This window comes from Nannocystis pusilla (assembly GCF_026626665.1).
Classification (GTDB): domain Bacteria; phylum Myxococcota_A; class Polyangia; order Nannocystales; family Nannocystaceae; genus Nannocystis; species Nannocystis pusilla.
Map to the genome: position 1 here is coordinate 8,664,858 of NZ_JAPNKE010000002.1, position 20,153 is coordinate 8,685,010.

General features: G+C 72.4%; 20 protein-coding genes and 2 pseudogenes. 8 read left to right on the forward strand and 14 right to left on the reverse strand.

The window, feature by feature from the left end; all coding sequences use genetic code 11:
* The first annotated feature begins 85 nt into the window (after nucleotides 1–85).
* Complete coding sequence (locus tag OV079_RS38195) at nucleotides 86–1,114, forward strand: pseudouridine synthase (protein WP_267774541.1); 1,029 nt, start codon at nucleotides 86–88, stop codon at nucleotides 1,112–1,114.
* Between the two features lie 71 nt (nucleotides 1,115–1,185).
* A complete protein-coding gene (locus tag OV079_RS38200; protein WP_267774542.1) occupies nucleotides 1,186–1,551 on the forward strand; it encodes a hypothetical protein in 366 nt (121 codons plus the stop codon).
* 74 nt (nucleotides 1,552–1,625) lie between these two features.
* On the opposite strand, the gene OV079_RS38205 is transcribed toward OV079_RS38200, so the two are convergent.
* Together OV079_RS38205 and OV079_RS59285 are read right to left on the reverse strand one after the other, a co-directional pair.
* Entirely contained in the window at nucleotides 1,626–1,991 is a 366-nt protein-coding gene (locus OV079_RS38205; protein WP_267774543.1) for a hypothetical protein, read from the reverse strand.
* A 115-nt stretch (nucleotides 1,992–2,106) separates the two neighbouring features.
* Nucleotides 2,107–2,643, reverse strand: a pseudogene (locus OV079_RS59285) (HDIG domain-containing metalloprotein); the annotation flags it as partial.
* A gap of 93 nt (nucleotides 2,644–2,736) precedes the next feature.
* Between OV079_RS59285 and OV079_RS38210 the strand changes: the two are divergent.
* The 4 genes from OV079_RS38210 to OV079_RS38225 all read left to right on the forward strand — a co-directional run bounded on the left by OV079_RS38210 (nucleotide 2,737) and on the right by OV079_RS38225 (nucleotide 5,100).
* A complete protein-coding gene (locus OV079_RS38210; protein WP_267706224.1) occupies nucleotides 2,737–3,441 on the forward strand; it encodes a hypothetical protein in 705 nt (234 codons plus the stop codon).
* Nucleotides 3,442–3,471: 30 nt separating this feature from the next.
* Nucleotides 3,472–3,774: a glutaredoxin domain-containing protein gene (locus tag OV079_RS38215; RefSeq protein ID WP_267774554.1), complete on the forward strand. Its 303-nt coding sequence runs from the start codon at nucleotides 3,472–3,474 to the stop codon at nucleotides 3,772–3,774.
* Nucleotides 3,775–3,917: 143 nt separating this feature from the next.
* Nucleotides 3,918–4,619 (forward strand): MYXO-CTERM sorting domain-containing protein, encoded by a 702-nt coding sequence (locus tag OV079_RS38220; protein ID WP_267774555.1) that lies wholly within the window; start codon nucleotides 3,918–3,920, stop codon nucleotides 4,617–4,619.
* A gap of 232 nt (nucleotides 4,620–4,851) precedes the next feature.
* Nucleotides 4,852–5,100 carry a hypothetical protein gene (locus OV079_RS38225; RefSeq protein ID WP_267774556.1) on the forward strand — a complete coding sequence of 83 codons (249 nt, stop codon included), beginning with the start codon at nucleotides 4,852–4,854 and terminating at the stop codon, nucleotides 5,098–5,100.
* A gap of 143 nt (nucleotides 5,101–5,243) precedes the next feature.
* On the opposite strand, the gene OV079_RS38230 is transcribed toward OV079_RS38225, so the two are convergent.
* The 4 genes from OV079_RS38230 to OV079_RS38245 form a co-directional block, all read right to left on the reverse strand.
* Nucleotides 5,244–5,810: a TlpA family protein disulfide reductase gene (locus OV079_RS38230; RefSeq protein WP_267774558.1), complete on the reverse strand. Its 567-nt coding sequence runs from the start codon at nucleotides 5,808–5,810 to the stop codon at nucleotides 5,244–5,246.
* A 10-nt stretch (nucleotides 5,811–5,820) separates the two neighbouring features.
* Entirely contained in the window at nucleotides 5,821–6,879 is a 1,059-nt protein-coding gene (locus OV079_RS38235) for a type I asparaginase (protein ID WP_267774559.1), read from the reverse strand.
* A 210-nt stretch (nucleotides 6,880–7,089) separates the two neighbouring features.
* Entirely contained in the window at nucleotides 7,090–8,106 is a 1,017-nt protein-coding gene (locus tag OV079_RS56575) for a helix-turn-helix transcriptional regulator (RefSeq protein WP_267774560.1), read from the reverse strand.
* A 223-nt stretch (nucleotides 8,107–8,329) separates the two neighbouring features.
* On the reverse strand, nucleotides 8,330–8,464 hold the full coding sequence (locus OV079_RS38245) for a hypothetical protein (RefSeq protein ID WP_267774561.1): 135 nt from the start codon (nucleotides 8,462–8,464) through the stop codon (nucleotides 8,330–8,332).
* Between the two features lie 104 nt (nucleotides 8,465–8,568).
* Here OV079_RS38245 and OV079_RS38250 point away from each other — a divergent pair, with 104 nt between their 5' ends.
* Nucleotides 8,569–9,915 (forward strand): ABC1 kinase family protein, encoded by a 1,347-nt coding sequence (locus OV079_RS38250; RefSeq protein ID WP_267774562.1) that lies wholly within the window; start codon nucleotides 8,569–8,571, stop codon nucleotides 9,913–9,915.
* Between the two features lie 71 nt (nucleotides 9,916–9,986).
* Nucleotides 9,987–10,310 (forward strand): hypothetical protein, encoded by a 324-nt coding sequence (locus OV079_RS38255; RefSeq protein ID WP_267774564.1) that lies wholly within the window; start codon nucleotides 9,987–9,989, stop codon nucleotides 10,308–10,310.
* Between the two features lie 58 nt (nucleotides 10,311–10,368).
* Here the strand turns inward: OV079_RS38255 and OV079_RS38260 are convergent, their stop codons facing one another.
* The 8 genes and pseudogenes from OV079_RS38260 to OV079_RS38290 all read right to left on the reverse strand — a co-directional run bounded on the left by OV079_RS38260 (nucleotide 10,369) and on the right by OV079_RS38290 (nucleotide 19,963).
* Complete coding sequence (locus tag OV079_RS38260; RefSeq protein WP_267774565.1) at nucleotides 10,369–10,842, reverse strand: hypothetical protein; 474 nt, start codon at nucleotides 10,840–10,842, stop codon at nucleotides 10,369–10,371.
* A 441-nt stretch (nucleotides 10,843–11,283) separates the two neighbouring features.
* Complete coding sequence (locus OV079_RS38265) at nucleotides 11,284–12,690, reverse strand: glycosyltransferase (RefSeq protein ID WP_267774566.1); 1,407 nt, start codon at nucleotides 12,688–12,690, stop codon at nucleotides 11,284–11,286.
* 229 nt (nucleotides 12,691–12,919) lie between these two features.
* The gene (locus tag OV079_RS38270) at nucleotides 12,920–13,744 is read right to left on the reverse strand and encodes a sugar phosphate nucleotidyltransferase (RefSeq protein ID WP_267778751.1); all 825 of its coding nucleotides are present in this window, start codon (nucleotides 13,742–13,744) and stop codon (nucleotides 12,920–12,922) included.
* 49 nt (nucleotides 13,745–13,793) lie between these two features.
* A pseudogene (locus OV079_RS59290) lies at nucleotides 13,794–14,078 on the reverse strand (sugar phosphate nucleotidyltransferase); the annotation flags it as partial.
* A gap of 174 nt (nucleotides 14,079–14,252) precedes the next feature.
* Nucleotides 14,253–16,922, reverse strand: a complete 2,670-nt coding sequence (locus OV079_RS38275; RefSeq protein ID WP_267774567.1) for an efflux RND transporter permease subunit — start codon at nucleotides 16,920–16,922, stop codon at nucleotides 14,253–14,255.
* An 11-nt stretch (nucleotides 16,923–16,933) separates the two neighbouring features.
* The gene (locus OV079_RS38280; RefSeq protein ID WP_267774568.1) at nucleotides 16,934–17,923 is read right to left on the reverse strand and encodes a glycosyltransferase family protein; all 990 of its coding nucleotides are present in this window, start codon (nucleotides 17,921–17,923) and stop codon (nucleotides 16,934–16,936) included.
* Between the two features lie 3 nt (nucleotides 17,924–17,926).
* Nucleotides 17,927–18,679, reverse strand: a complete 753-nt coding sequence (locus OV079_RS38285; protein ID WP_267774569.1) for a polysaccharide deacetylase family protein — start codon at nucleotides 18,677–18,679, stop codon at nucleotides 17,927–17,929.
* Nucleotides 18,680–18,799: 120 nt separating this feature from the next.
* Nucleotides 18,800–19,963, reverse strand: a complete 1,164-nt coding sequence (locus tag OV079_RS38290; protein WP_267774570.1) for a glycosyltransferase — start codon at nucleotides 19,961–19,963, stop codon at nucleotides 18,800–18,802.
* Nucleotides 19,964–20,153 lie beyond the last annotated feature (190 nt).

Below are 20,153 nucleotides of genomic sequence, written 5' to 3' on the forward strand. Positions count from 1 at the left end.
CTCCGACGAGCCGAGGCGACGCCGGCCGGTCGCGCTCGCTACGGCGCGGAGGGGCGGCCGCGACGAGAGAGGTGGGCAGGTCCGTATGAACAGGTCCGACGAGCCGACGCAGCCGGGACCCGCCGCGCAGCCGGCGGGGCGGGTGCGGGTGCGGGTGATCTCGATGGAGGACGGCATGACCCTGCGCCAGCTGCTGGGCCGGCGCCTCGGCCTGGGCGTCACGCGGGCGTCCGACCTCATCCGCGCCGGCGGGGTCTACATCGGCAACGTCCGCACCTGCATCCCGACCCTGCGCGTGCGCGAGGGCGAGCGGGTCACCATCTACGCCAACGCCGCCAGCGCCGAGCCGCTCGCGCCCGAGAGCCTGGTCGTCGTCCACCGCGACGAGCACTGCATCATCGTCGACAAGCCCCACGGCGTCCCGGCGGCGGCCACCCGCGAGGGCAGCCGCGGGGCGGTGAGCCAGGCGCTGGTCCATTTGCTCGCGCGCGACGGCGTCCTGCGGCCCTACGTCGGCCTCGTCCACGCGCTCGAGCCCGGCGCCGCCGGCCTCGCGCTGTTCACCGCCCGCGGCCAGGACCGGTCGAGCTTCCTGCCCAAGTTCAGCGAGCTCGACATGCTCAGGGTCTATCGCGCCAGGCTTTCAGGACATGTCGAGAAGGACATGTCCTGCGAGACACCTCTGGTCAAGACGAGCGCGGGCGTCCGCCTGGCCCGCCCCGAGGACCGCGAGGTGGTGGCGGCGCGCACGGAGTTCCGCCCGCTGGCCGCGGGGGACGGCGCGACGCTGGTCGAGGTCGAGCTGCGGCGCGGGCCGACCGAGCAGATCTCGCTGCACGCGCAGGCGCTGGAGCGGCCCATCATCGGTCGCGCCGCGGCCGGCGAGGTGCTCGAGCTGGCGTGCGTGCGTCTCGCCTTCACGCACCCGCTGACCGGCGTCGCCGTCGACGTGCGCGCCGAGCCGCCGCCCTGGGCCGATCCTGGCGCGATTGAGCCGGGCTCGCCGGTCAACGCGGTCGGGTCGCTGCCGGCGCGCTCGGTCCGAGCGGCGATGCCCTGGCTCGCGCCCGCACTCGCCCTGGGCCTGCGTCGCCGGGTCGATCGCGCTGGATGAGCCCGCTCCGGGCGAGCGCGTCGTCATCGCCGGCGCCGGCTGTTATCCTCGGCGCAAGGACGCAAAGACTGATGGATCTCAAGACGATCACCGCCACCCTCGCTCTCCTCGGACTCGGCGCGGGCGCGTGCGGCGGCGAGGCCAAGAAGGACGCCAAGGAAGCCGCCCCCGCCAAGGCCGCCGACGCCAAGCCGGCCGACGTGAAGCCGGCCGACGCGAAGCCGGTGGACGCCAAGCCGGTCGACGCCAAGCCCGCGGACGCCAAGCCCGGCGAGATGAAGTGCGGCGAGGGCAAGTGCGGCGAGGGCAGCTGCGGCGGCGCCAAGCACGGCGACGGCAAGGCCGGCGATGGCAAGGCGATCCCCGTCGACGGCGCCCCCGCGGCGGGCGGCACGGCCCCGGCCGACGCGAAGGCCGACGACGGCAAGAAGACCTGAGCGGTCGCGGAACGAGCTGTCCTTCGGGACAGCTTCACGGGAGCTCTTCGGCGAGATCTGTCCCGAGAGGCAGCTCAGGTCGTCGGCCCGGCGAGCTCGGTCAACAGCCCGCGCTCGCGCACGACCCCCACGTAATACTCCGCCGGCTGACCGGCCTCGATCTCGCCGGCCTCGCACAAGGCCGTCAGGCGGTTGCGCAGCAGGCCGATGATCTTGCCGGGCGCGAGGCCCAGCTCGCGGATCAGCACGTCGCCGACGCCGGAGGGCAGCGGGGGCACGCGGGCGTCGAGCTCCGCGATCTCGCGGATCCGCCGGCTCAGCTCGCTGATCAGGAAGAGGCAGCGCTGGCGCTTGCCCGGCCGCTTGCTGGTCACGTCGGCGCGCGACAGGTCGAGCAGGTCGGTGAGCAGCGGGCCCATCTCGTGGTTGAAGCGCCGCACGGCCGCGTCGGTCCAGCTGCCGTCGTACTGGCCCGGCCGCAGGTGATGGAGGATGAGCAGCTCGACCTGCTCGCGCAGCTCGGGGGAAGCCGATGCGGCGGGCCGGGCCGCGCCGGTACATGCGAACGCCCTCCTCCGCGTGGCCGTGGAACGTGACCTTGCCCGGGCCGACGAAGCGACGGGTCGTGACCTTGCCGATGTCGTGCAGGACCGCTGCCCAGCGGACGGCCGGGCGCGGCACCGACTGGCGCACCACCGCCTTCGTGTGCTCCCAGACGTCCTTGTGCCGGCGGCCGCCCTCCTGGGAGAACGCGACCGTCGCGTCGAGCTCGGGCAACAGGTGGACCAGGAGGCCGGCGTCGCGGAGCCACTGCATCGCGACCTCGGGGTAACGGCCGCAGAACGCCTCGCTGAGACGGTCGAAGGCCTCTCGCGGGTCGATGGCCGCCACCCGTTCGGCGCAGGCGGCGATTTGCGCAGTGAGCGCGCTTTCGGGGATCTCCCCCGTTTTGCCGGCCTGGACGGCCGGTGCGAGCAATTCGCCGGGGGAGGGGAGGAGCGGGACGACGGCTGCGGACACGGGACTTCGCGGCCCGACGATGTCGGGTGCCGCAGCATAGCAGGAGCCTTCGCCGCCGTAGTTACAGGACATTTGTGTGAGTGGACCGCCTGCGAAGTACAGTTGGGCTTGCGGTGCGCGTAAATCGCCGGCAACCTAGACCGGCACGCTCCTGCGAGCAGCACCATGGCGGCCAACCAGTCCCCCCAGCTCGGCTACAACCACAACATCCCGCACCGGGGGCGGCTCTATCACGTGCAGACCGAGGATTCGGGCATTCAGAAGGCCCACATCTTCACGCACGTGTTCTACGACGGCACGATCATCTCCACCAACAAGGTCGACTATCGCGACCGGTTGGAGAGCGAGAACCTCGACGCGGTGATCGTCGCGGCGATGCAGGACTCGCACAAGTCGATGATCCGCCAGCTGCGCAGCGGGTCGTTCGACGAGCGGATCATCAAGTACATCGGCGCTCACCCGGAGGCCTCGAACAAGCCCGAGGTCGCGGCGCCGGTGGTGCAGGAGAAGGCGCCGGCGAAGCGACCCGATCGGCGGCCGCCGCCCGAGCCGCGCGAGGTCGTGCCGCAGGGTCCGCCGCTCGCCGCCGGGGAGCCCGGCCCGACCCTCGATCCCACGCTCGGTCACGTCGTGTTCACCGCCCCCGAGGCGCAGGCCCAGGTGGCCGCCTCGGCCGCGGGTCAGGGTCCGCCGCGTCCGAGCCGCGGGCCGAGCCGCGTCGGTCGGCGCCCGATCGGCGGCATCGGCGGACAGGGCGTCACCGCCGGCACGCCCATCGCCCAGCGGCGCGACGTCATCGTCGGCAAGTTCGCCAGCGAGCACCAGCACAAGCTCGACGACGAGATCCTCGCCCTGCTCGCCGAGGACTGATTCTCTGCTACACCCTCGGCGAGAACCGTCATGGGTGTCGCCGAGGCCATCACTGAATTCAAGACGCCGGAGCAGCTCGGCGCCGACGTCGTGTTGTACGTGACCGACACGTGCGGGTACTGCCGCATGGCCGAGTCGCTGCTGCGACGGCGCGATATCGCGTTCGTCGCCGTCGACGTGACCGACCTGCCCGAGGCCCGCAGCTGGCTGATCGAGAGCACCGGCCGCCGCACGGTCCCGCAGATCTTCATCAAGAATCGGAGCATCGGCGGCTTCACGGAGCTGGCGGCGATGGACCGCAACGGAGCGCTGGCGACGGCCCTGGCTGGCTGAGCCCGCGCGTTTTGCACGTGCTTTCGCTCCGGGGCGCGCGGCAGCGGGACGTATCTTGGGGTTCACAGTCCCCGGCGCGGGCTGTGCTACCCTCCGTCCCGACCGCCATGACAAGCACACCGCGCATCAACTTCCTTCGACGCTTGACGCTCTCCTCGGCGTTCGCGCTGGCCGCGCTCAGCAGCGCCGCGGCTTACGCGGGCGAGGTGAAGGTCGGCGCCACTCCGATCGAGATCGACGGCACCGGCAAGATCACCGCCACGGGCAAGTCGGCCGTCGTCGACACGCTCGACGAGGTGCCCGGCGAGGACCGCTGGATCGCCTACATCCACGCCAAGCTCGACAACCCGGCGCCCGGCCCGCTCTACATCGAGTTCTTCCAGGAGCTCGACGGCAACAAGTCGTCGGTGTGGCGCCACGACGAGAACGACTTCGCCGGCGACAAGTGGTTCTACGGCGAGCTCGAGCTCGACGGCCGCAAGGGTTTTGATAAGAACCGCACCTACGACATCAAGGTCACGCAGGTCAACGCCAAGGGCAAGGAGCTCACCCTCGCCAGCGGCAAGATCAAGCTGATCAAGAGCGGCAAGAAGCCCGAGGCCCCGAAGGAAGAGGAGAAGGAGGACGAGGCCGCGGCCGAGCAGGACGCGCACGACTCCCTCGGCGGCGGCGACGGCAACGAGGGCGACGGCAGCAGCACGCCGAACCCCGGCTCCGCCAGCGAGGGCCCGCCCCCGGTCGAGAAGAAGAAGGGCTGCTCCGTCGACGCCGACGGCAACGCCTGGAACGGCGCGATGGTCCTCCTGGCCCTCGGCGCCGGCTTCATCCTCCGCCGCCGCCGCTAGGCGCGCTGCGGGCCCGAGAGCACCCTGGCCCTCGGATCCGCGCAACCCGAAAGCGGAAGAGCCTGGTCTTCAGGTCAGGCTCCGCATCGACGTCGGCGGTAAACATGAGCGCTTTGGGACATGTGCGTTGCGCCATGTCCTGAAGGGCAGGCATTTCGCGCCCGGCACACGCGCAGGCCCGCGGGCTCGACGCGCCAGCGCTTCGGAACATGTCCGAAGTGCCAGGCTCGCGGTGGAGGAGCGCCACCGCGGCGCCGATCTGCGGGTCGCGGAGGGCGTCGAGCCAGCCGGGCGGCGCGTTCGTCGGCGCCTGGAAGTGCGCGCGGACGGCCTGCACGAACAGGATGTCGAGCAGTCGATCGAGCAGCAGCTTGCGGCCGGGGCTGGTGGCGTGGGCCTCGTGGTCGAACGCGCGGCCCGGGTGGTGTTCGACGCGCGGCCGTTCACGTCCGCTGCTCCGCCGAGCTCGAGCCGTTCGTGAAGCGGAAGCCGCGCTCGCGGGGCCTCGCGGCATTGCGAGCTGCTCGACCCGTCGTCGAGAACAGCCGCTCCGGGGCCGAGCCGCCGTATCCTGCCTGAAAAGACAGGTCGCTCTCGGACGAGCGGGACCGTCTCGGCGACCGGCTAGGTCGCGCTCTTCGGCCGCGTGTCGGCCAGCCAGTGGGCCAGGGTCGGCTCGATCTTCGCAGCCTCGAGGCGCTCGATCGCCTGCTTCATCTCCTCGCGCGGCTTGCCCTCGTCGTCGAGCAACATCAGCAGCGGATACGAGCCGGTCTGGCCGACCCAGCGGCGGCGGAGCTCGTTGAATTCGTCCATGCGGGCGGCGGCGCTCCAGTCCTCCTCCTTGAGCTCGAGGAACCGGACGTCGCCGATCTCCGCGGCCGGGTGGCGGTTGCCGAGCTCCTGCTCGAGCTCGCGGCACGGCTCGCACCAGTCGGCGCTGAACAGCACCGCCACGCGCTTGCCCTCCGCCAGGGCTTGAGCCCGCAGGCGGTCGAACATCGCGGCCAGGGTCTCCTCGTCGCGCGGTCGCAGGCGCCGCAGGTCGTAGCCGACCAGCGCCTCACCGGCGGGTTTAGTAATCGGCTTGGCAGGAGCGGCGGCCGGCGCGGGCGGCGGGTCGGAGCTGCACCCGGAGACATGTGCGAGGAGACATGTGCAAACAGACAGGCTTACGAAGAGATCACGCATCGTCGCACCTTCACGAGACGGTCGCGCTCGCGGGGTCCGGCGTCAGCTCGCCGGCGAGGTCTTGCTGCATGCGCGCGCGGACGGCGGCCGGCGCCAGGCCGGAGGCGAGCAGGCAGTAGAGCTTGGTGAGCGCGGCCTCGGGGGTCATGTCGAAGCCGGACAGCACGCCGGCGCGGGCGAGCGCGGCGCCGGTGCTGTAGGTGGTCTGGCGGACCGAGCCGCCGTGGCACTGCGAACAGTTGACGATCACGACCTCGCGTGGCGGCGCGGCGCTGCGGGCGATCGCCGACAGCAGCGCCTGGTCGCGGCTGGGCGCGTTGCCGACGCCGTAGGTCTCGAGCACCAGCGCCTCGAGCGGGGGCTCGAGCAGCTTCGACATCATCGCCGCGCCGATGCCGGGGAACAGACGGAGGGCGGCGACCTCGGGCCGGCGCACCTGCGGGAGCATCGTGAGGCCGGCGGCGCCGGCTGAACCTGGCTTTCGGACCAGGTGACGCGCGACCTCGATGCCGACCCCGACGTGGGCGAGCGGCGGGAGGTTGCCGCTGTCGAAGGCGACGAAGTCGAGGTTGTGGACCTTCTGGGCCCGGTTGCCGCGCAGGAGGCGAGAGGCGAAGTAGATGCACACTTCGGGGATCTCGCAGGTCCCGGCGAGCAGGATGGCGGTGATGATGTGCTCGCGGCCGTCGCTGCGGACGTGGGTGAGGCTGAGCTGCGAGCCGGTGAGGATGACCGGCTTGGCCAGGCCGGGCAGCAGGAAGCTCAGCGCCGAGGCGGTGTAGGCCATCGTGTCGGTGCCGTGGACGACCACGAAGCCGGTGTAGTCGGCGTAGCGAGCGGCGATGGCCTCGGCGATCCGGACCCAGTCCTCCGGCGCCATGTCGGCCGAGTCGAGCAGCGGCTCGAGCGAGACGACGTCGAAGGTCGGCAGCTCGGGGCGGCGCAGCTCGGGCATCGCGTCCATGTACTCGCCGAGGAAGCCCGGCTGCGGCGCGTAGCCGGTCTCGGTGCGGACCATGCCGATGGTGCCGCCGACGTGCAGGACGCAGACTCGCGGGCGCGTGCTCACGCGCGGATGATAGCAAAAGGAGGCGGGGGACCGATGCGACGACCTGCGTCGCATCGGTCCCCCGCCGGGGCCTGAGGTCACCACGACTCCAAGCCCGAAAGGCCAGCTTCGGCCCCGGGGCGATGGAGTCACCCTCCCAGAGTCAATCTCCCCTCGACCTCGCGGAGGAGCTTGCCACGGGCGCTTGATCCGCGGCAGACAACGCGCCGCTCACGCCTGCGCGCCGTGGCGATCGAGGCGATCGAGGAAGGCGCGCGCGTCGCTGACGACCTCCTCGCGCAGCTCGGTCGGCTCGATCGACTCGAGGCCGTCGACGATCGTGAACAGCCGCCGCGCGAACTCGCGACACGAGTGGTACGGCACCTTGCGCTCGAGCAGCTCGCCAGGCTCGATCCACTTGTCCTCCTGGCCGGGGTCCCACACGAGGTTGGCGATCCACCGGGCCACGCCGCCGCGCACGCGCAAGGTCGCGACGCCGGGGCGGTCGCTGTCGATCCCGTAGCCCGGCTCCGACCCGCCCCACAGGTTGCTCTTGGTCGGCACGGCCTCGCGCGGGGTCTGGCCCGGGAGCACGCGCGCGTGGACGATCTGCGCGACCCGGAAGCTGCGCGCGTCACCGGTCGTCCGCGAGAACGCGCGCATGTACATCACGCCGTCGTGCAGCCGCAGCTGCCACGGCTCGACGTCATGGGTCTTGCGCGTGCCCGACCACGGGCTGTCGTACTCGATGCGCACCACGCCCGAGCCGACCGCCTGCAGCAGCTTCGACACCAGCCGCGAGTCGACCCGCGTGCCGGTTGTCATCGTCGCGGTGACGCTCTTCGGCCGCACCTTGGCGGCGTTCTTCTGCGTCTCCTCGACGGCGGCGTCCATCTGCTCGACCAGCCGCTTGACGCGAGCGTTGAGCTCGGCGTCGGCGACCGGCTGCAGCAGCGCCGAGGCGAACACGACCGCTGCGAGATCTTCGGGGTCGGGGTCGGTCAGCGGCAGCGTGAACTTGTCGTCGAGCAGCTTCCACACCTTGCTCGCGTGCACGAACTCGAGCGGGGCGTCCCACTCCTCGCGCATGTACTTGAGCGCCCGCTGCACCGTCACGCCGGCGACGCCGGCCTTGGTGGACAGCGTCTCCTTGGTCGCGCCGTCGCCGTTCTCTCGCAAGTAGCGGAGGATGAAGCGCGCGGTCTCCTGGACGGTCCTCGACGAGTCTGGCTTCGCTTCGCGGGTCACGGTCTGCTCCGTCGCCCATCCTACAGGCTCGCGGGCCCGGCGGCGCGGGCTCCTCGCAAGGCCGGGCGGGCGGGGCCCCGTCCCCGCGAGCGCCCGGGCCGCGGCTCGGAGGGGCGTTCGGCCCGATCCCGGCGCGGACGACCGATCTGCGGCGTTCGCAGCGCCGCCTCGGCGAGACCGCGGGGCCGCGGCCGCGAGCCAGCGCACACGGGGACGCGGGTAATCACTCCCTCGACGGCGAGCCGCAGGGCAGGACGAACTTGCTCGTAGGAACATGTCCCTCAGGACATTTATTCCCGGGCGGAAGACCTGTCCCGAGGGACATCTGCGTCAGGTCCGCCGGCGGCGGTCGGGTCACGGTCAGGTGGCGGCGAGGCCCGCGGGCGCGGGTCTGCGACGCGCGGGCGCGTGGGCTTGCGCGGGCCTGAGCGGGCGGGCAGAGTAAGAGGAGCGAGCGGCGCGATGAACGAGGGCCCGGTCACCAAGGGGAGGCGCTTCTTCAAGCTCGCCGGCATGACCGCGCAGGTCGCAGGCAGCTACGCGAAGACGCGGATCAAGGGCCTGTTCCAGTCGGAAGAGGACGCCGAGCGCGAGCGCAACGCGGCCCACGAGCTCAACGGCGGGCGCATCGCCCGGACGCTCGGCGAGCTCAAGGGCGCGGTGATGAAGGTCGGGCAGATGGCGTCGATCGCCAGCGACCTGTTGCCGAAGGAGCTGGCCGAGGCGCTGCGCTCGCTGCAGCGGCAGGCGCCGCCGGTCGACTTCGCGGTGATCGCCCGCCAGATCGAGAGCGAGCTGGGCGCGGCGCCGGAGGTCCTGTTCAAACGCTTCGAGGTCGAGCCGTTCGCGGCAGCCTCGATCGGCCAGGTCCACCGCGCGACCACCGACGACGGCCGCGAGGTCGTGGTCAAGGTGCAGTACCCGGGCGTCGACGGCGCCGTCGACTCCGACCTGGCGCAGCTCAAGTTCGCCCTCAAGGCCGGCGGGTTCGTCAAGCGCGCCACCGGCCTCGTCGACGTGAAGCAGCAGAGCCTCGACGAGGTGTTCGCGGAGATCCGCGCCCGCCTCGTGGAAGAGCTCGACTACTGCAACGAGGCCGACAACGTCCGCCGCTTCGGCGAGATCCACCGCGGCGACGCGCACATCATCGTCCCCGAGGTGGTGGGCGAGCGCTCGTCGCAGCGGGTGCTCACCCTGACCTTCGAGCCCGGTGACCGCATCGACGAGCTCGACGCGCGCGGCTACCCGCAGGAGGTCCGCGACCGGATCGGCGACAACCTGTTCCGCGCGCTGGCGGCCCAGCTGTTCGAGCACCGGATCCTGCACGCCGACCCGAACCCGGGCAACCTGGCGTTCCGCCCGAACGGCGAGATCGTGCTGTACGACTTCGGATGCGTGAAGCAGGTACGGCCGGAGATCGCCGCGGCCTACGCGAAGACGATCCGCCGCGGGATCGCCGAGGACTGGGACGGCGTCGACGAGGCCCTGCGCGAGCTCGGCGTGCGCAACCCCGAGGGGCCGCCGGTCGAGCCGGCTTTTTACAAGCAGTGGCGCGACACCCTGGCGCTGCCGTTCCTCACCGGCGAGCCGTTCGACTACGCCCGCGCCACCCTGCACGAGGACGTGATCCGCCTGATCCCCGCGGCCATCAAGCGCATGGCCTCGTTCCAGCCGCCGCGCGAGATCATCTTCATCGACCGCGCGATCGCCGGGCACTACGGCAACCTCCGCCGCGTCCGCGCCCGCAGCCGCGTGCTCGACATGGTCCAGCCGTACCTCGACGTCGCGCTGGCGAACGCGCCGGAGTGAGGCTGGCTCGAGCCCGACATACGTGGGCGCATGAAACCTGAATGGGCGCCTCCGCTGAAGTGACGTGAGCCGTGCGGATCTTCAAGCGCATCACCTCGATCGTCCGGCGTCTCTTTCGAGCGGCGGGCGTGGACGAGCCCCTGGTGCGGGAAGCCGCGCTCGCCGAGGCGTTCACCAGGAAGCGGGCCGCCTTCGTGTCGTTCGTCGCCCAGAGCGCGCTCTCGGAGGATCTCAAGGGTCGACTGATCCGTTCCGCCGCGAAGTGCTCACGGTGGGACGAGTTGAAGGACAAAGTCGAGAACATGATGGCTTACATTCAAGATCTCCACGATGGCGGGGGCGAAGACATCTACGAGACGCTCCGCGTTACGAGGTACCTCCGCTCGATGACTTGACGAAGAACTTCGGTCCTCGCTACCACTGTCTTCGTCCTGCGGCTGACGGCCCCTGAACTCAGCGCGTGGGCCCGCTTCCGACCGGACACAGCAGTACCTGCGTCCCGCTCGGCGCCTCTAGCGGGCCCAGGCTGGCGAACACCCTCACCCCCAGGGTACCCCTGTACACGTGCGTGTCGAGCAAGGCCGACAGCCACTGAGTGTCGTCGAACAGGCTGTCCACGGCGAGCACGTTCAAGGGGACCGCGCCGCCGCGGACCGGAGCGCGGAGCATCAGTTCGATCATGGAGGCGCAGGCCGTCTCGACGAAGTCCGCGAGCATCGAGGGCGGCGGCAGCGGCCCGGCGAGCAGGAGGACGAACCGCTCGACGACGAGCCGCCCCACGCGTATCTGGGCAGCGCGCGGCGCCCGGGGCGGGAAGGTCGTGACCAGCAGCTCGGCGACCGTCGGACGTGCCGGAGGAGTGGCGGCGTCGCCGAGCGTGCCGTACTCGGGGTGAGCCGCGCCGCAGCCGGGGCAGCGAATGTCCACGGGGCCGGCGGGTCCGTTCAGAGTGGCGAGGACGGTGACCCCGGGCGCGAGCGGCTGCGATACCGGTGCGAGTGCCAGGCCAAAGTATGCGTTGCACGCCGGGCAGTAGTAGGCCTCGTCGAACGGCGCCGGTGGAGAGGATCGCTCCCTCGCCAGGCGAGGAGCACGCGCGGCTCGGGCGATGTCATGCCCTCGCAGCATCACGCCCCGTCGGGCGAAAGGCAAGCCGATGTGCCGCGACTACCGGGAACGCGCGCGGCATGACGCGGCGGAGAACATCGCTCAGACGGAGAGGTTCGCGTGGCGATCGTGCGTGCGTCACAGCGCGGGGCCGCTGCTTGCGGCCGCGCGCAGCGACTCCGGGGCTGGCGAGCGCGACGTGCAGCCGCGAGAGGCGGCCAGCGGCAACAGGCGAGGCTGCGCGAAAGGACAGGTCGGGCGTCAGCTCCACGCCGGCTGCTCGCCGCCGTTGCGGTTGAGCAGGGCGGGCGGGCGCAGGGCGCTGAGGCCGACCACGGCGCCGTGGACCGCGAACCAGCGGGAGATCAGCCGGGGCGTGTTCAGGCCCTGGGCCCGGCGTTCGCCGGCGGTGCTGCGGCAGTGCTCGCGGGCGGCCTCGAAGGCGGCGTAGTAGCGGGCGATGCTGCGGTCCGGGTCGGCGCGGTCGCGGGCGTGACGGGCTGCCTCTTCGGACATGTTTTTTAGAGCAGCCTCGTCGCGCAGCAGGGCGACCACGCGGGCGCCGAACTCGGCGTCGGCGGCCTCGGCGTCGGGCCCGGGCTCGACCAGCCAGCCGTCGCGGCCGCTGCGGATCTGCTGCGACACGCCCATGCCGTCGGCGAAGGCCACGGCCGCGCGGCCGCACCACATCGCCTCGCTGACGACCTGGCCGTAGGTCTCCGACAGCGAGGTGTAGACGAACAGGTCGGCGTGCCGGTAGTAGTTCGGGACCTCGGTGACGGGCACCTCGCCGACGAAGTGCGCGCGGCCGCGGAGGCCGAGGCGCTCGGCGAGCGCGCGGAAGACGTCGTGGTCGGGGCCGTCGCCGACCAGGGTGAGCGACGCCTGCGGGCACGCGGGCGCGACGTGGCGAGCGAACAGCCGCAGCAGCCGCTCGACGCCCTTCTCGCGCGAGTGGCGGCAGACGACGAGGAGGCGCTGGCCGGCGGTGGCGCTCGCGGGGAACGGATCGGCGCCGGCCGGGGCGTCGAAGATGTGCGGGGCGACGGCGCGCGGGATCACGTGGATCGGCACGGTCACGCCGCGCTCGCGCCAGTAGTCGACGAGGCCCTCGGCGAGGACGATGAGGCCGTCGCCGAGGTTGTAGACCTCGGCGGAGTGGTGCTCGAGCCACGGCATCAAGCGGTCCTGGAACAGGCCGTTGATCGTCCGGTTCTTGCGCATGCGATCGGTGAGGACCACGCCGTAGACGCTCGGCAGGTGCAGCGTGTTGACGCACAGCAGCGGCACGTCGTGCTTGAAGCGCAGCCACACGCCGAGGTCGCACAGGTCGTGGTTGCTCTGGCTGAGCACGAAGTCGAACTTCTGCGCCGCGGCCTCGCGAAAGCTCCGCGCCGAGGGGAACGGCATGTACACCCCCGGGTGATTGCGCAGCGGCAACGAGGGCAGCAAGATCCGCCGCGGCGGCAGCTGGTCGGGCCGCGCGTGCGGGTCGTTGGGGCCGATGACCGTGACCTCCTGCCCGCGCGCCGCGAACTCGCGCCGCAGCATCTGCGAGGCGAACGAGGAGCCGTTGGCGTAGGGGACCCGCGCGTAGTCGTTGAGGATGGCGATGCGCCGCAGCCACGGCGGCGGGGTGGCGCGGGTGCTTGCCTCGGTGCTCGTCACGTGCGGCGAGTATAACGAAGCGGCGCGGCCGGCCCAGGCGCGCCGGCGTGCGAGGCCTCGCGCGGGTGACGGGGCCGGGGACCGCGCGGGAGGACCGGGGAGCTCGGTCGTCGGGGCGGCGGTCTCCTCTGCGAGGAAAGATGTCCTTCGGGACAGCCTTTGATTGCGCTCGCCAGCTTTGCGGGCGGGCCGTGGCTCGGCGGCGGCTGTCTTTCGGGACAGCCAGCGATCAAGCGTCGGGCTTGTCGCGGGGGCGGGCGGCGTGCCTGGCGGAGGCCTCGGCGGCGGCGCGGACCTCCTGGGCGCGCTCGAGCGGGCACACGAGGATCCGGCCGCCCGAGGAGATCACGGCGACGCCGTCGAGGCCGACGATGGCGACGTCGGCCCCGTCGGTCCACACCAGGCCGTCGCGGCCGTCGACGACGTGGACGGCCGCGCCGTTCTCGGCGTGCACGGCGAAGCCGTCGCCGTCGCGCGGCAGGGCCTCGCGGATGGCCGCCCACGAGCCGAGGTCGGTCCACGCGACGTCGCTGGCGGCGACGCGGAGGTCGGCGAGCTGCTCGAGGATCGCCACGTCGATCGAGGCCGGCTGGATCGCCGCGTAGGCGGCGGCGGTGCGCGTGCGGGCCAGCTCGGCCTCGCCCTCGCGCAGGGCCGCGACCACCGGCGCGAACGCCTGCCACAGCGCCGGCGCGTGGCGCTGGTACTCCGCGAGCAGGCGACCGATCGGCGTGATGCACACGCCGGCGTTCCACAAGAAGCGTCCGCTCGCCAGGAACTCGCGCGCGCGGGCGAGGTTCGGCTTCTCGACGAAGCGCACCGCGGAATAGAGGTTCAGCGCGGCGCAGGCGGTGTCGCCGGGGGACGAGCGCGGCAGGCCGTCGCGCTCGATGTAGCCGTAGCCGGTCTCGGGCCGCGTCGGCGTGACGCCGAGGACCACCACGTCGCGGGTCTCCGCGGCGCAGTCGCAGGCGCGCGCGAGCAGGTCGGCGAAGCGGCCCTCGTCGCCGATGTGATGATCGGACGGCAGGACCATCAGCGCGGTCTCGTCGATCTGTCTCTCGGACCAGCCGCGCGCGCAGGCGCTCGACGATGTGGACCAGCGACAGGGCCACGCAGGGCGCGGTGCTGCGCGGGCACGGCTCCTCGATCACCTGCTCGGGGGCGAGCTGCGGCGCCGCTGCGCGGACGGCGGCGGCCAGGCCGTGGGTGGTGACGAGGAAGGTGCAGTCGGCGCCGGCGACCGCGGCGGCGCGATCGACCGCGGCGGCGAGGAGGCTCTGCCCGCGATCGTCGCGCAGCGCCATGAACTGCTTGGGCCGCTCGGGGGTCGAGGCGGGCCAGAGCCGTGAGCCGCCGCCGCCGGCCATCACGAGGGCGATCCGCATACAGCCCTCACTTTAGCGGCTTTGCCCCACAGCAGGCCAGTACGCGCGCTTGCGCGCGGCCGACCCGTGCAACCGCGAGCACGGCTGCCCGGCCGCTCCTGCGCCGGCCGGCAGGACGGCGGCGAGCGGCGCCGGAGGCTCGTCTGGCGTTCGGAACATGTCGTAAAGGACCTCTCATTCGCCGCGCCGGACCCGCAGCCACTCGCCGAGGCGCAGGCAAGCGGGCACGAGCGTGAGCGAGGCGACCAGGCAGAAGGTCATGCCGACGACCGCGGTCCAGCCGAGCGAGCGCAGGCCGACGTGGTCGACGAACAGCATGCTCGAGAAGCCGATGACCGTGGTGACGGTGGTGAGGACGACGGCGCCGCCGGTCTCGCGCATGGTGTGGGCCAGCCGGCCGAGGCCCTCCTCGCGGTAGCGGTGGATGATGTGGAGCGCGTCGTCCTGGCCCATGCCGACGAGCAGCGGCAGCGCGACCAGGTTGAACAGGTTGAGCGTCCAGCCCATCGCCACGAACACCGCGGCCAGCCAGCCGAGCGCCGAGCCGACGGTCGCCAGCACGATCGCCGCGTGGCCGACGCTGCGGAACATCACCAGCGCGGTGAAGATCAGCACGCCGAACACGGCGCACATCACCAGCGGGCCGTCGCCGCGGATGGCGTCGACGACCTCGGGCACGACGAAGTGCGAGCCGACCGCCGGGGCCGGGCCCAGCGGCGTGTCGATGGTGTCGAAGGCGTCGTGGATCCGCTTGGCGTGGGCGTACTCCGACTTGGGCCCGCGCTGCCAGCAGGCGACGAAGCGCCCGAGCTCGCCGTGCATGTCGGTGAACTGGACCTTGACCCACGGCGGCAGGTCGTCGGGCCCGACCGGGCGGTCGACCTGCAGGTAGCGCTCCCACGACTTCAACTTCTCGAGGTCGGCGTCGCTGAAGGAGCCGCGCTTGTTGTCGATGCGCGTGCGGATGTCGCGGATGACCTCGAGCTTCTCCGCCTGCAGCTCGGGCACGAAGCTGTAGATCGACAGCACGCTGCTGAGCAGGTCGTCCATCTCGCGCAGGCGCTCGGGCGAGTACTGCTTGAGCTGTTCGAGCACCGCGGGGTCGACCGCACCGCGGGTGCGCGCGAGCTCGCCGAGCCGGACGAACTTCGGGTCGTCGGGCTCGACGTCGTCCTCGTCCTCTTCCTCGTCGGCGGGCTTCGGCGCGGGCGCGGGCTTCGGCGCGAGCTTCGGCTTGCGCGGGGTGTCGGGGTAGGGCTCAAGGCCCGTGATCTCAGCGATCTGCTCCGGCTCGAGGTCGAGGATCGCCTGCAGCTGGCGGTTCACGGCCTCGGTCTGCGGCAGGCTCTCGGTCAGGACGATCGTCGGGTCGGTCGACTGCGTGCGGCCGACGGCGTCGCGGTACTCGTTGGCCCGCTGCTGCTCCTCGGGGCTGGTGCGGTCGGGCGGGCCCAGTTTGCCGAGGTTGTACTCGAAGCCGATCCGCGGCAGCTGGGCGGCGCCGAGGGCCCCGCCGACGAGGCAGACCAGAGCTGTCCCAAGGGCCAGCCATGGGAAATTGCGCGAGACGACGCGGGCGCCGGGAGCCTGGGTGGCCGCCGGTGCGGGCACGCGCCAGGGGACGATGCGATCGAGCACCAGCACCAGCGCGGGCAGGACCACCAGCGCGGCGACGAAGGCGATCATGATGCCGAGGCTGCCGATCACCCCGAACTGCGAGAAGCCGCGGAACTCGGCCATCACCAGGAACAGGAACGCGAACGCGGTGCTCAGCGCGCCGCCGGCCGTCGACATACCGGTGGTGGCGATGGTGGTGCGGATCGCCGCGAACTGATCGAGGCCGCGGCGCCGCTCGTCGCGGTAGCGCGACAGGATGTGGGTGCCGAAGTCGATGCCGAGGCCGAGGGTGACGGCGAAGATGAAGGCGCTGACGAGGTTGAGCTCGCGGTAGAGGGCCCAGCCGACGGCGAGGGTGGTGACGACCGCGATCAGCAGCGGCACCAGCACCAGCGGGACCGCCCGCAGGCCGCGGAAGTAGATCGCCACCACCAGCAGGAGCAGGCCGAACGCGAACGCGGTGCCGGAGATGATGTCGCGCTCGAGGCTGCTGGCCTGAGCGGTGTGCTCGGCGTAGCTGCCGTCGATCGTGACCTCGATGTCGGGGTGGAAGCGCTTGGGCTCGAGTCCGTCGATCGCGGTCTTGAGGTTGCGCGACAGGCCGCGCGCGAACGAGATGTCGGTGTTGGGCCGGGTCGGCCGCGCGCGCACGACGACCAGCCGGCCCTCGTCGCGCTCGAAGTACTCCGAGGGCTCGCGGTCGAGGCCGTAGCGCTCGCGCAGGGCTTTTTCGTCGAGGCCGAGGTCGTCGCCTTCGCCGCTCGCCTCCTGGTCCTCGGGGAACATGCTGAGCTCGCGACGGACGCGGGCCTGGATGGCGTCGATGACTTGCCGGCGGAGGTCGAGCAGGTCCTGCAGCCCGGCGTAGAGCAGCAGGTTGTCGCGGAAGAACGCGGGGTCGCGGCGGAACAGGACGTAGTGGATATCCTCGCGCTGCTCGAGGTCGGCGGCGATCGCCGCGCCGAGGGCGAGGTTGGCCTCGCGCGAGGGGCCGCGGATCGTGACGTAGAGGTCGGACTGATTGCCGAGCCGCTCGGTGACGGCGTCGAGGCGGGTGACGCTGGGGGCGTCGTCGGGGAGGAGCGCGCGCAGCTCCTGGTCGATGCCGAGCCGGCGGGTGCCGAAGTAACCGAGCACGCCGAGCACCAGCGCGACGACGACGATCGCCAGCGGGCGGCGCACGACGAGGCCGGCGAGGCCGGTGGCGCGGGACGACGACTCGGACATGCGCGTGGGCCTTATACCAGGAGCGCCGCGACGGCGCTGACGACCACCTCGGACACCGGCGGCATGGCGGTGACGAGGTCGGGCGCGGCGAACTCACCGCCGCGCACCCGGGCCAGGAATTCGGCGATGTCCCCCGGCCGCAGGTCCTCGAAGCTGCGCGCGAGGGCGACGCCGGCGTGCTCGGCGAGCCGGGCGTTCAGGGCCTGCTCGGCGTCGCCGCGCTTGTACAGCGCCAGAGCCGGCTTGCGCAGCATGACGCACTCGGCCAGCACGTTGCTGCCGGCCGAGGTGATGACGCCGTCGCAGCGCCGCAGGTGGTCGGCGAAGCCGGCGCGGTCCGAGCGGTGGAACACGAGGCCGGGCAGCTGCGGGTCGCGCTCGCCGAAGCAGACGACCTCGGCGCCGGCGGCGAGGGCCAGGGCGAGGGCATCGCGGCCGTTGTCGTCGCGGAAGTAGGCCAGGAGGAAGCCCTCGCGGGTGACGGGGCCGCGCAGGTCGTCGCGCAGGTCGGGGCGGGCGACCGCGACGCGCGCGTCGGTGACCTCGAACGGCAGGAAGTGGACGGCGACGAGGCGGTCGGCCAGCGCCAGCGGGGCGTTGTTGAGCCGCTCGTACAGCCGCATCGCCGCGGGCGGGCGGATCGGCAGGCGGCTGTGGGTCAGCGCGAGGCCGTGATCGATCGCCACGCTGCCGACCTTGCGCCGGCGCGCCACCACGAGGCTCGGCTGATCGCCGTCGCTGACGACGCACTCGGGCGCGGCGGCGGCGAACCGGTCGGCGTCGCTCGCCAAGCGCCCCAACCACCCGCGCACGGCGCCGAGGCCGGGCCGGACGATCGGGACGGATGTCACTTCATACATGTCCTTGAGGACATGCTCCGCGTCGCCGCCGGCGAACACGTGCAGGGCGTGGCCGGCGTCGCGCAGGGCGCGGGCGCAGGCGACGGCCCGGCTGGCGTGGCCGCGACCGCGGCCGTGGACGACGAGGCTGACGCGGGCCATGGCTCAGGCCTCGACGAGGGCGCGCGCGGGCACCACCGCGTCGCCGACGGCCCAGCGCAGGAGGCCGCGGATCTCCTTGCGCAGCACCTCGTGGCGCATGTCGGCCGGGTGGATCGCCACGCGCGCGGGCACGAAGCGCCGGGCCGGGCGCGCGAGTCGGCAGTAGATCAGGCTCGACCACAGCCGCGCCGGGGTGCGGCTGGCGTAGTTGAGGACGACGCTGGTCCGGCGAGCGCCGGCCGCGGGGTCGTACACGTGCAGGTGATCCTCGGTGTAGCGGTAGCCGCGTTCGCGCAGGACCGCGTGCATCCACGGCGGCATCGACCACGCGGGGGCGATGAAGCCGTCGAGCTGCCCCAGGCCGGCGCGGCGCAGCACGGCCTCGCCGTCGTCGAGGCGGCGGCGGGCCTCGGCCTCGTCGACGTCGCTGAACTCGGCCTCGCCGCCGGACACGACCTTCTGCGCCCACAACTTTCGCAGGCCGCGCGGCGCCGCGTTGCCGGCCGTGGCGGTCGCGCGGCGATCGGCGCCTGCGAGGTGGTAATAGCCGTGCAGGAAGATCTCGTGGCCGTCGGCCTGCCACTGTCGCAAGCGCCGGGCGTAGTCGGGGTGATCGTCGAGCGGCCAGGCGCCGTGATAGTTGGGGATGACCAGAAGGCCAGGCTTGATGCCGACCTCGGCGCACGCCTGCAAGGCGGCGTCGACCTCCGCGGCCCAGGCGGGGGTGACGTCGTGGATCGATACGTGGACCGGCACGCGCGGATGCTGGCACGCCGGAGGTGCGCTCGCAATGACGCCGCGGTCCACGCGGGTCCTGCGGGCGCTGGCGCAGTGATGCAGCGCGCAGCCGGTGCGGGCGCGGGTGATTTGTTTTTCTCAGCGCGCCAGCAGCTCGCGGTAGCGGCCGAACAGGGCGTCGAAGTGGTCGACGACGCTGGGCACGCGACGGGCCGCGATCGCGGCGCGGGCCCGCAGCTCGGCCGGGTCGACGGCGAGCAGCGCCTCCGCGGCGGCCACGCAGGCGGCGACGTCGCCCGCCGGGTACTGCACCGCGCTCTCGGGCGGCGCCTGCTCGGCCGCGCCGCCGGCGTCCGGCACCACCACCGGCAGGCCGCTGGCGATCGCCTCGGCGACCCCGAGGCCGAAGGTCTCGAACGGGCAGCCGTGCAGCAGCAGGTCGCCGCTGGCGAGCGTCACCGCCAGCAGGTCGCGGTCGCGCTCGAAGCCGAGGACGCGGACGTCGTCGCGGTCGCCGAGCCTGTCCTTGAAGACATGTCTCTCGGGACCGTCGCCGAACACCGCCAGCACCGCCCCGGGCCGACGCTCGGCCAGCCGCGCGTAGGCGTCGACGACCACGTCCCAGCGCTTCTCGACGGCGAAGCGGCCGATCGCCAGCACCAGCGGCCCGGTGCGCCCGGCCAGCAGCTCCTGGCGGCGGGCCTCGCTGCGCCGCTCGGGGGCGAAGCGGCCGGGCTCGATGCCGAACGGGATGTGCTCGACGCGGGCGACGCCGTGCTGCTCGAGCTTGTACTTCTGCCAGCGCGAGCCGACCACGGTCATGGCGCAGGCGTCGGCGATCCGGCGCACGTGGGCCCACAGCGGCTCGACCAGGCGATCGGCGGCCCGCGGGGCGCGCCCGCGGAACAGCAGCGCGAGGCGCCGCTCGAGCCCGCCGCGCAGGTAGGTGTCGATGAAGTCGGAGTGCCAGACGAAGGTGCGCGCCCCGAACTCGCCCGGCCGCAGGCCGAGGGCCGCGATCGCGGCGACGTAGGGCGAGTGGATCTCGAGCACGTCGGGCCGCTCGGCCCGCAGCAGCCGCCGCGCCGCGCCGATCCGCCACAGCAAGTGGTAGGTCGGGTCGTAGGGCAGCGAGGGGCCCGGGATGTAATGCACGCCCGGGTCGGCGGCGTGACGCGGACCTGGCGCGAAGACCAGGTGCTCGTGGCCCCGACGCGCCGCGGCGGCGGCCTTCTCCGTCAGGTGCGTGCGCACGCCGCCGCCGCGCTGGGAGTAGAACTCGGTCACGTCGACGAGCTTCATGGCGCGGGCGCCGGGTTTTACGCGGGCGGCGACGAGGCAGTCAAGCAGTCCCGAGGGACATGTCCGAAGAGGCATGCGACCTCTTCGCCGTCTTCTCGGGCCCCCAGCGCGGGCGCCGCTGTGCGGGCGGCCGATGCGCAGCCGTCGCAAGGGCGCCCCCGATCGCGGCCGCCATCTGTCTCGCGGGACA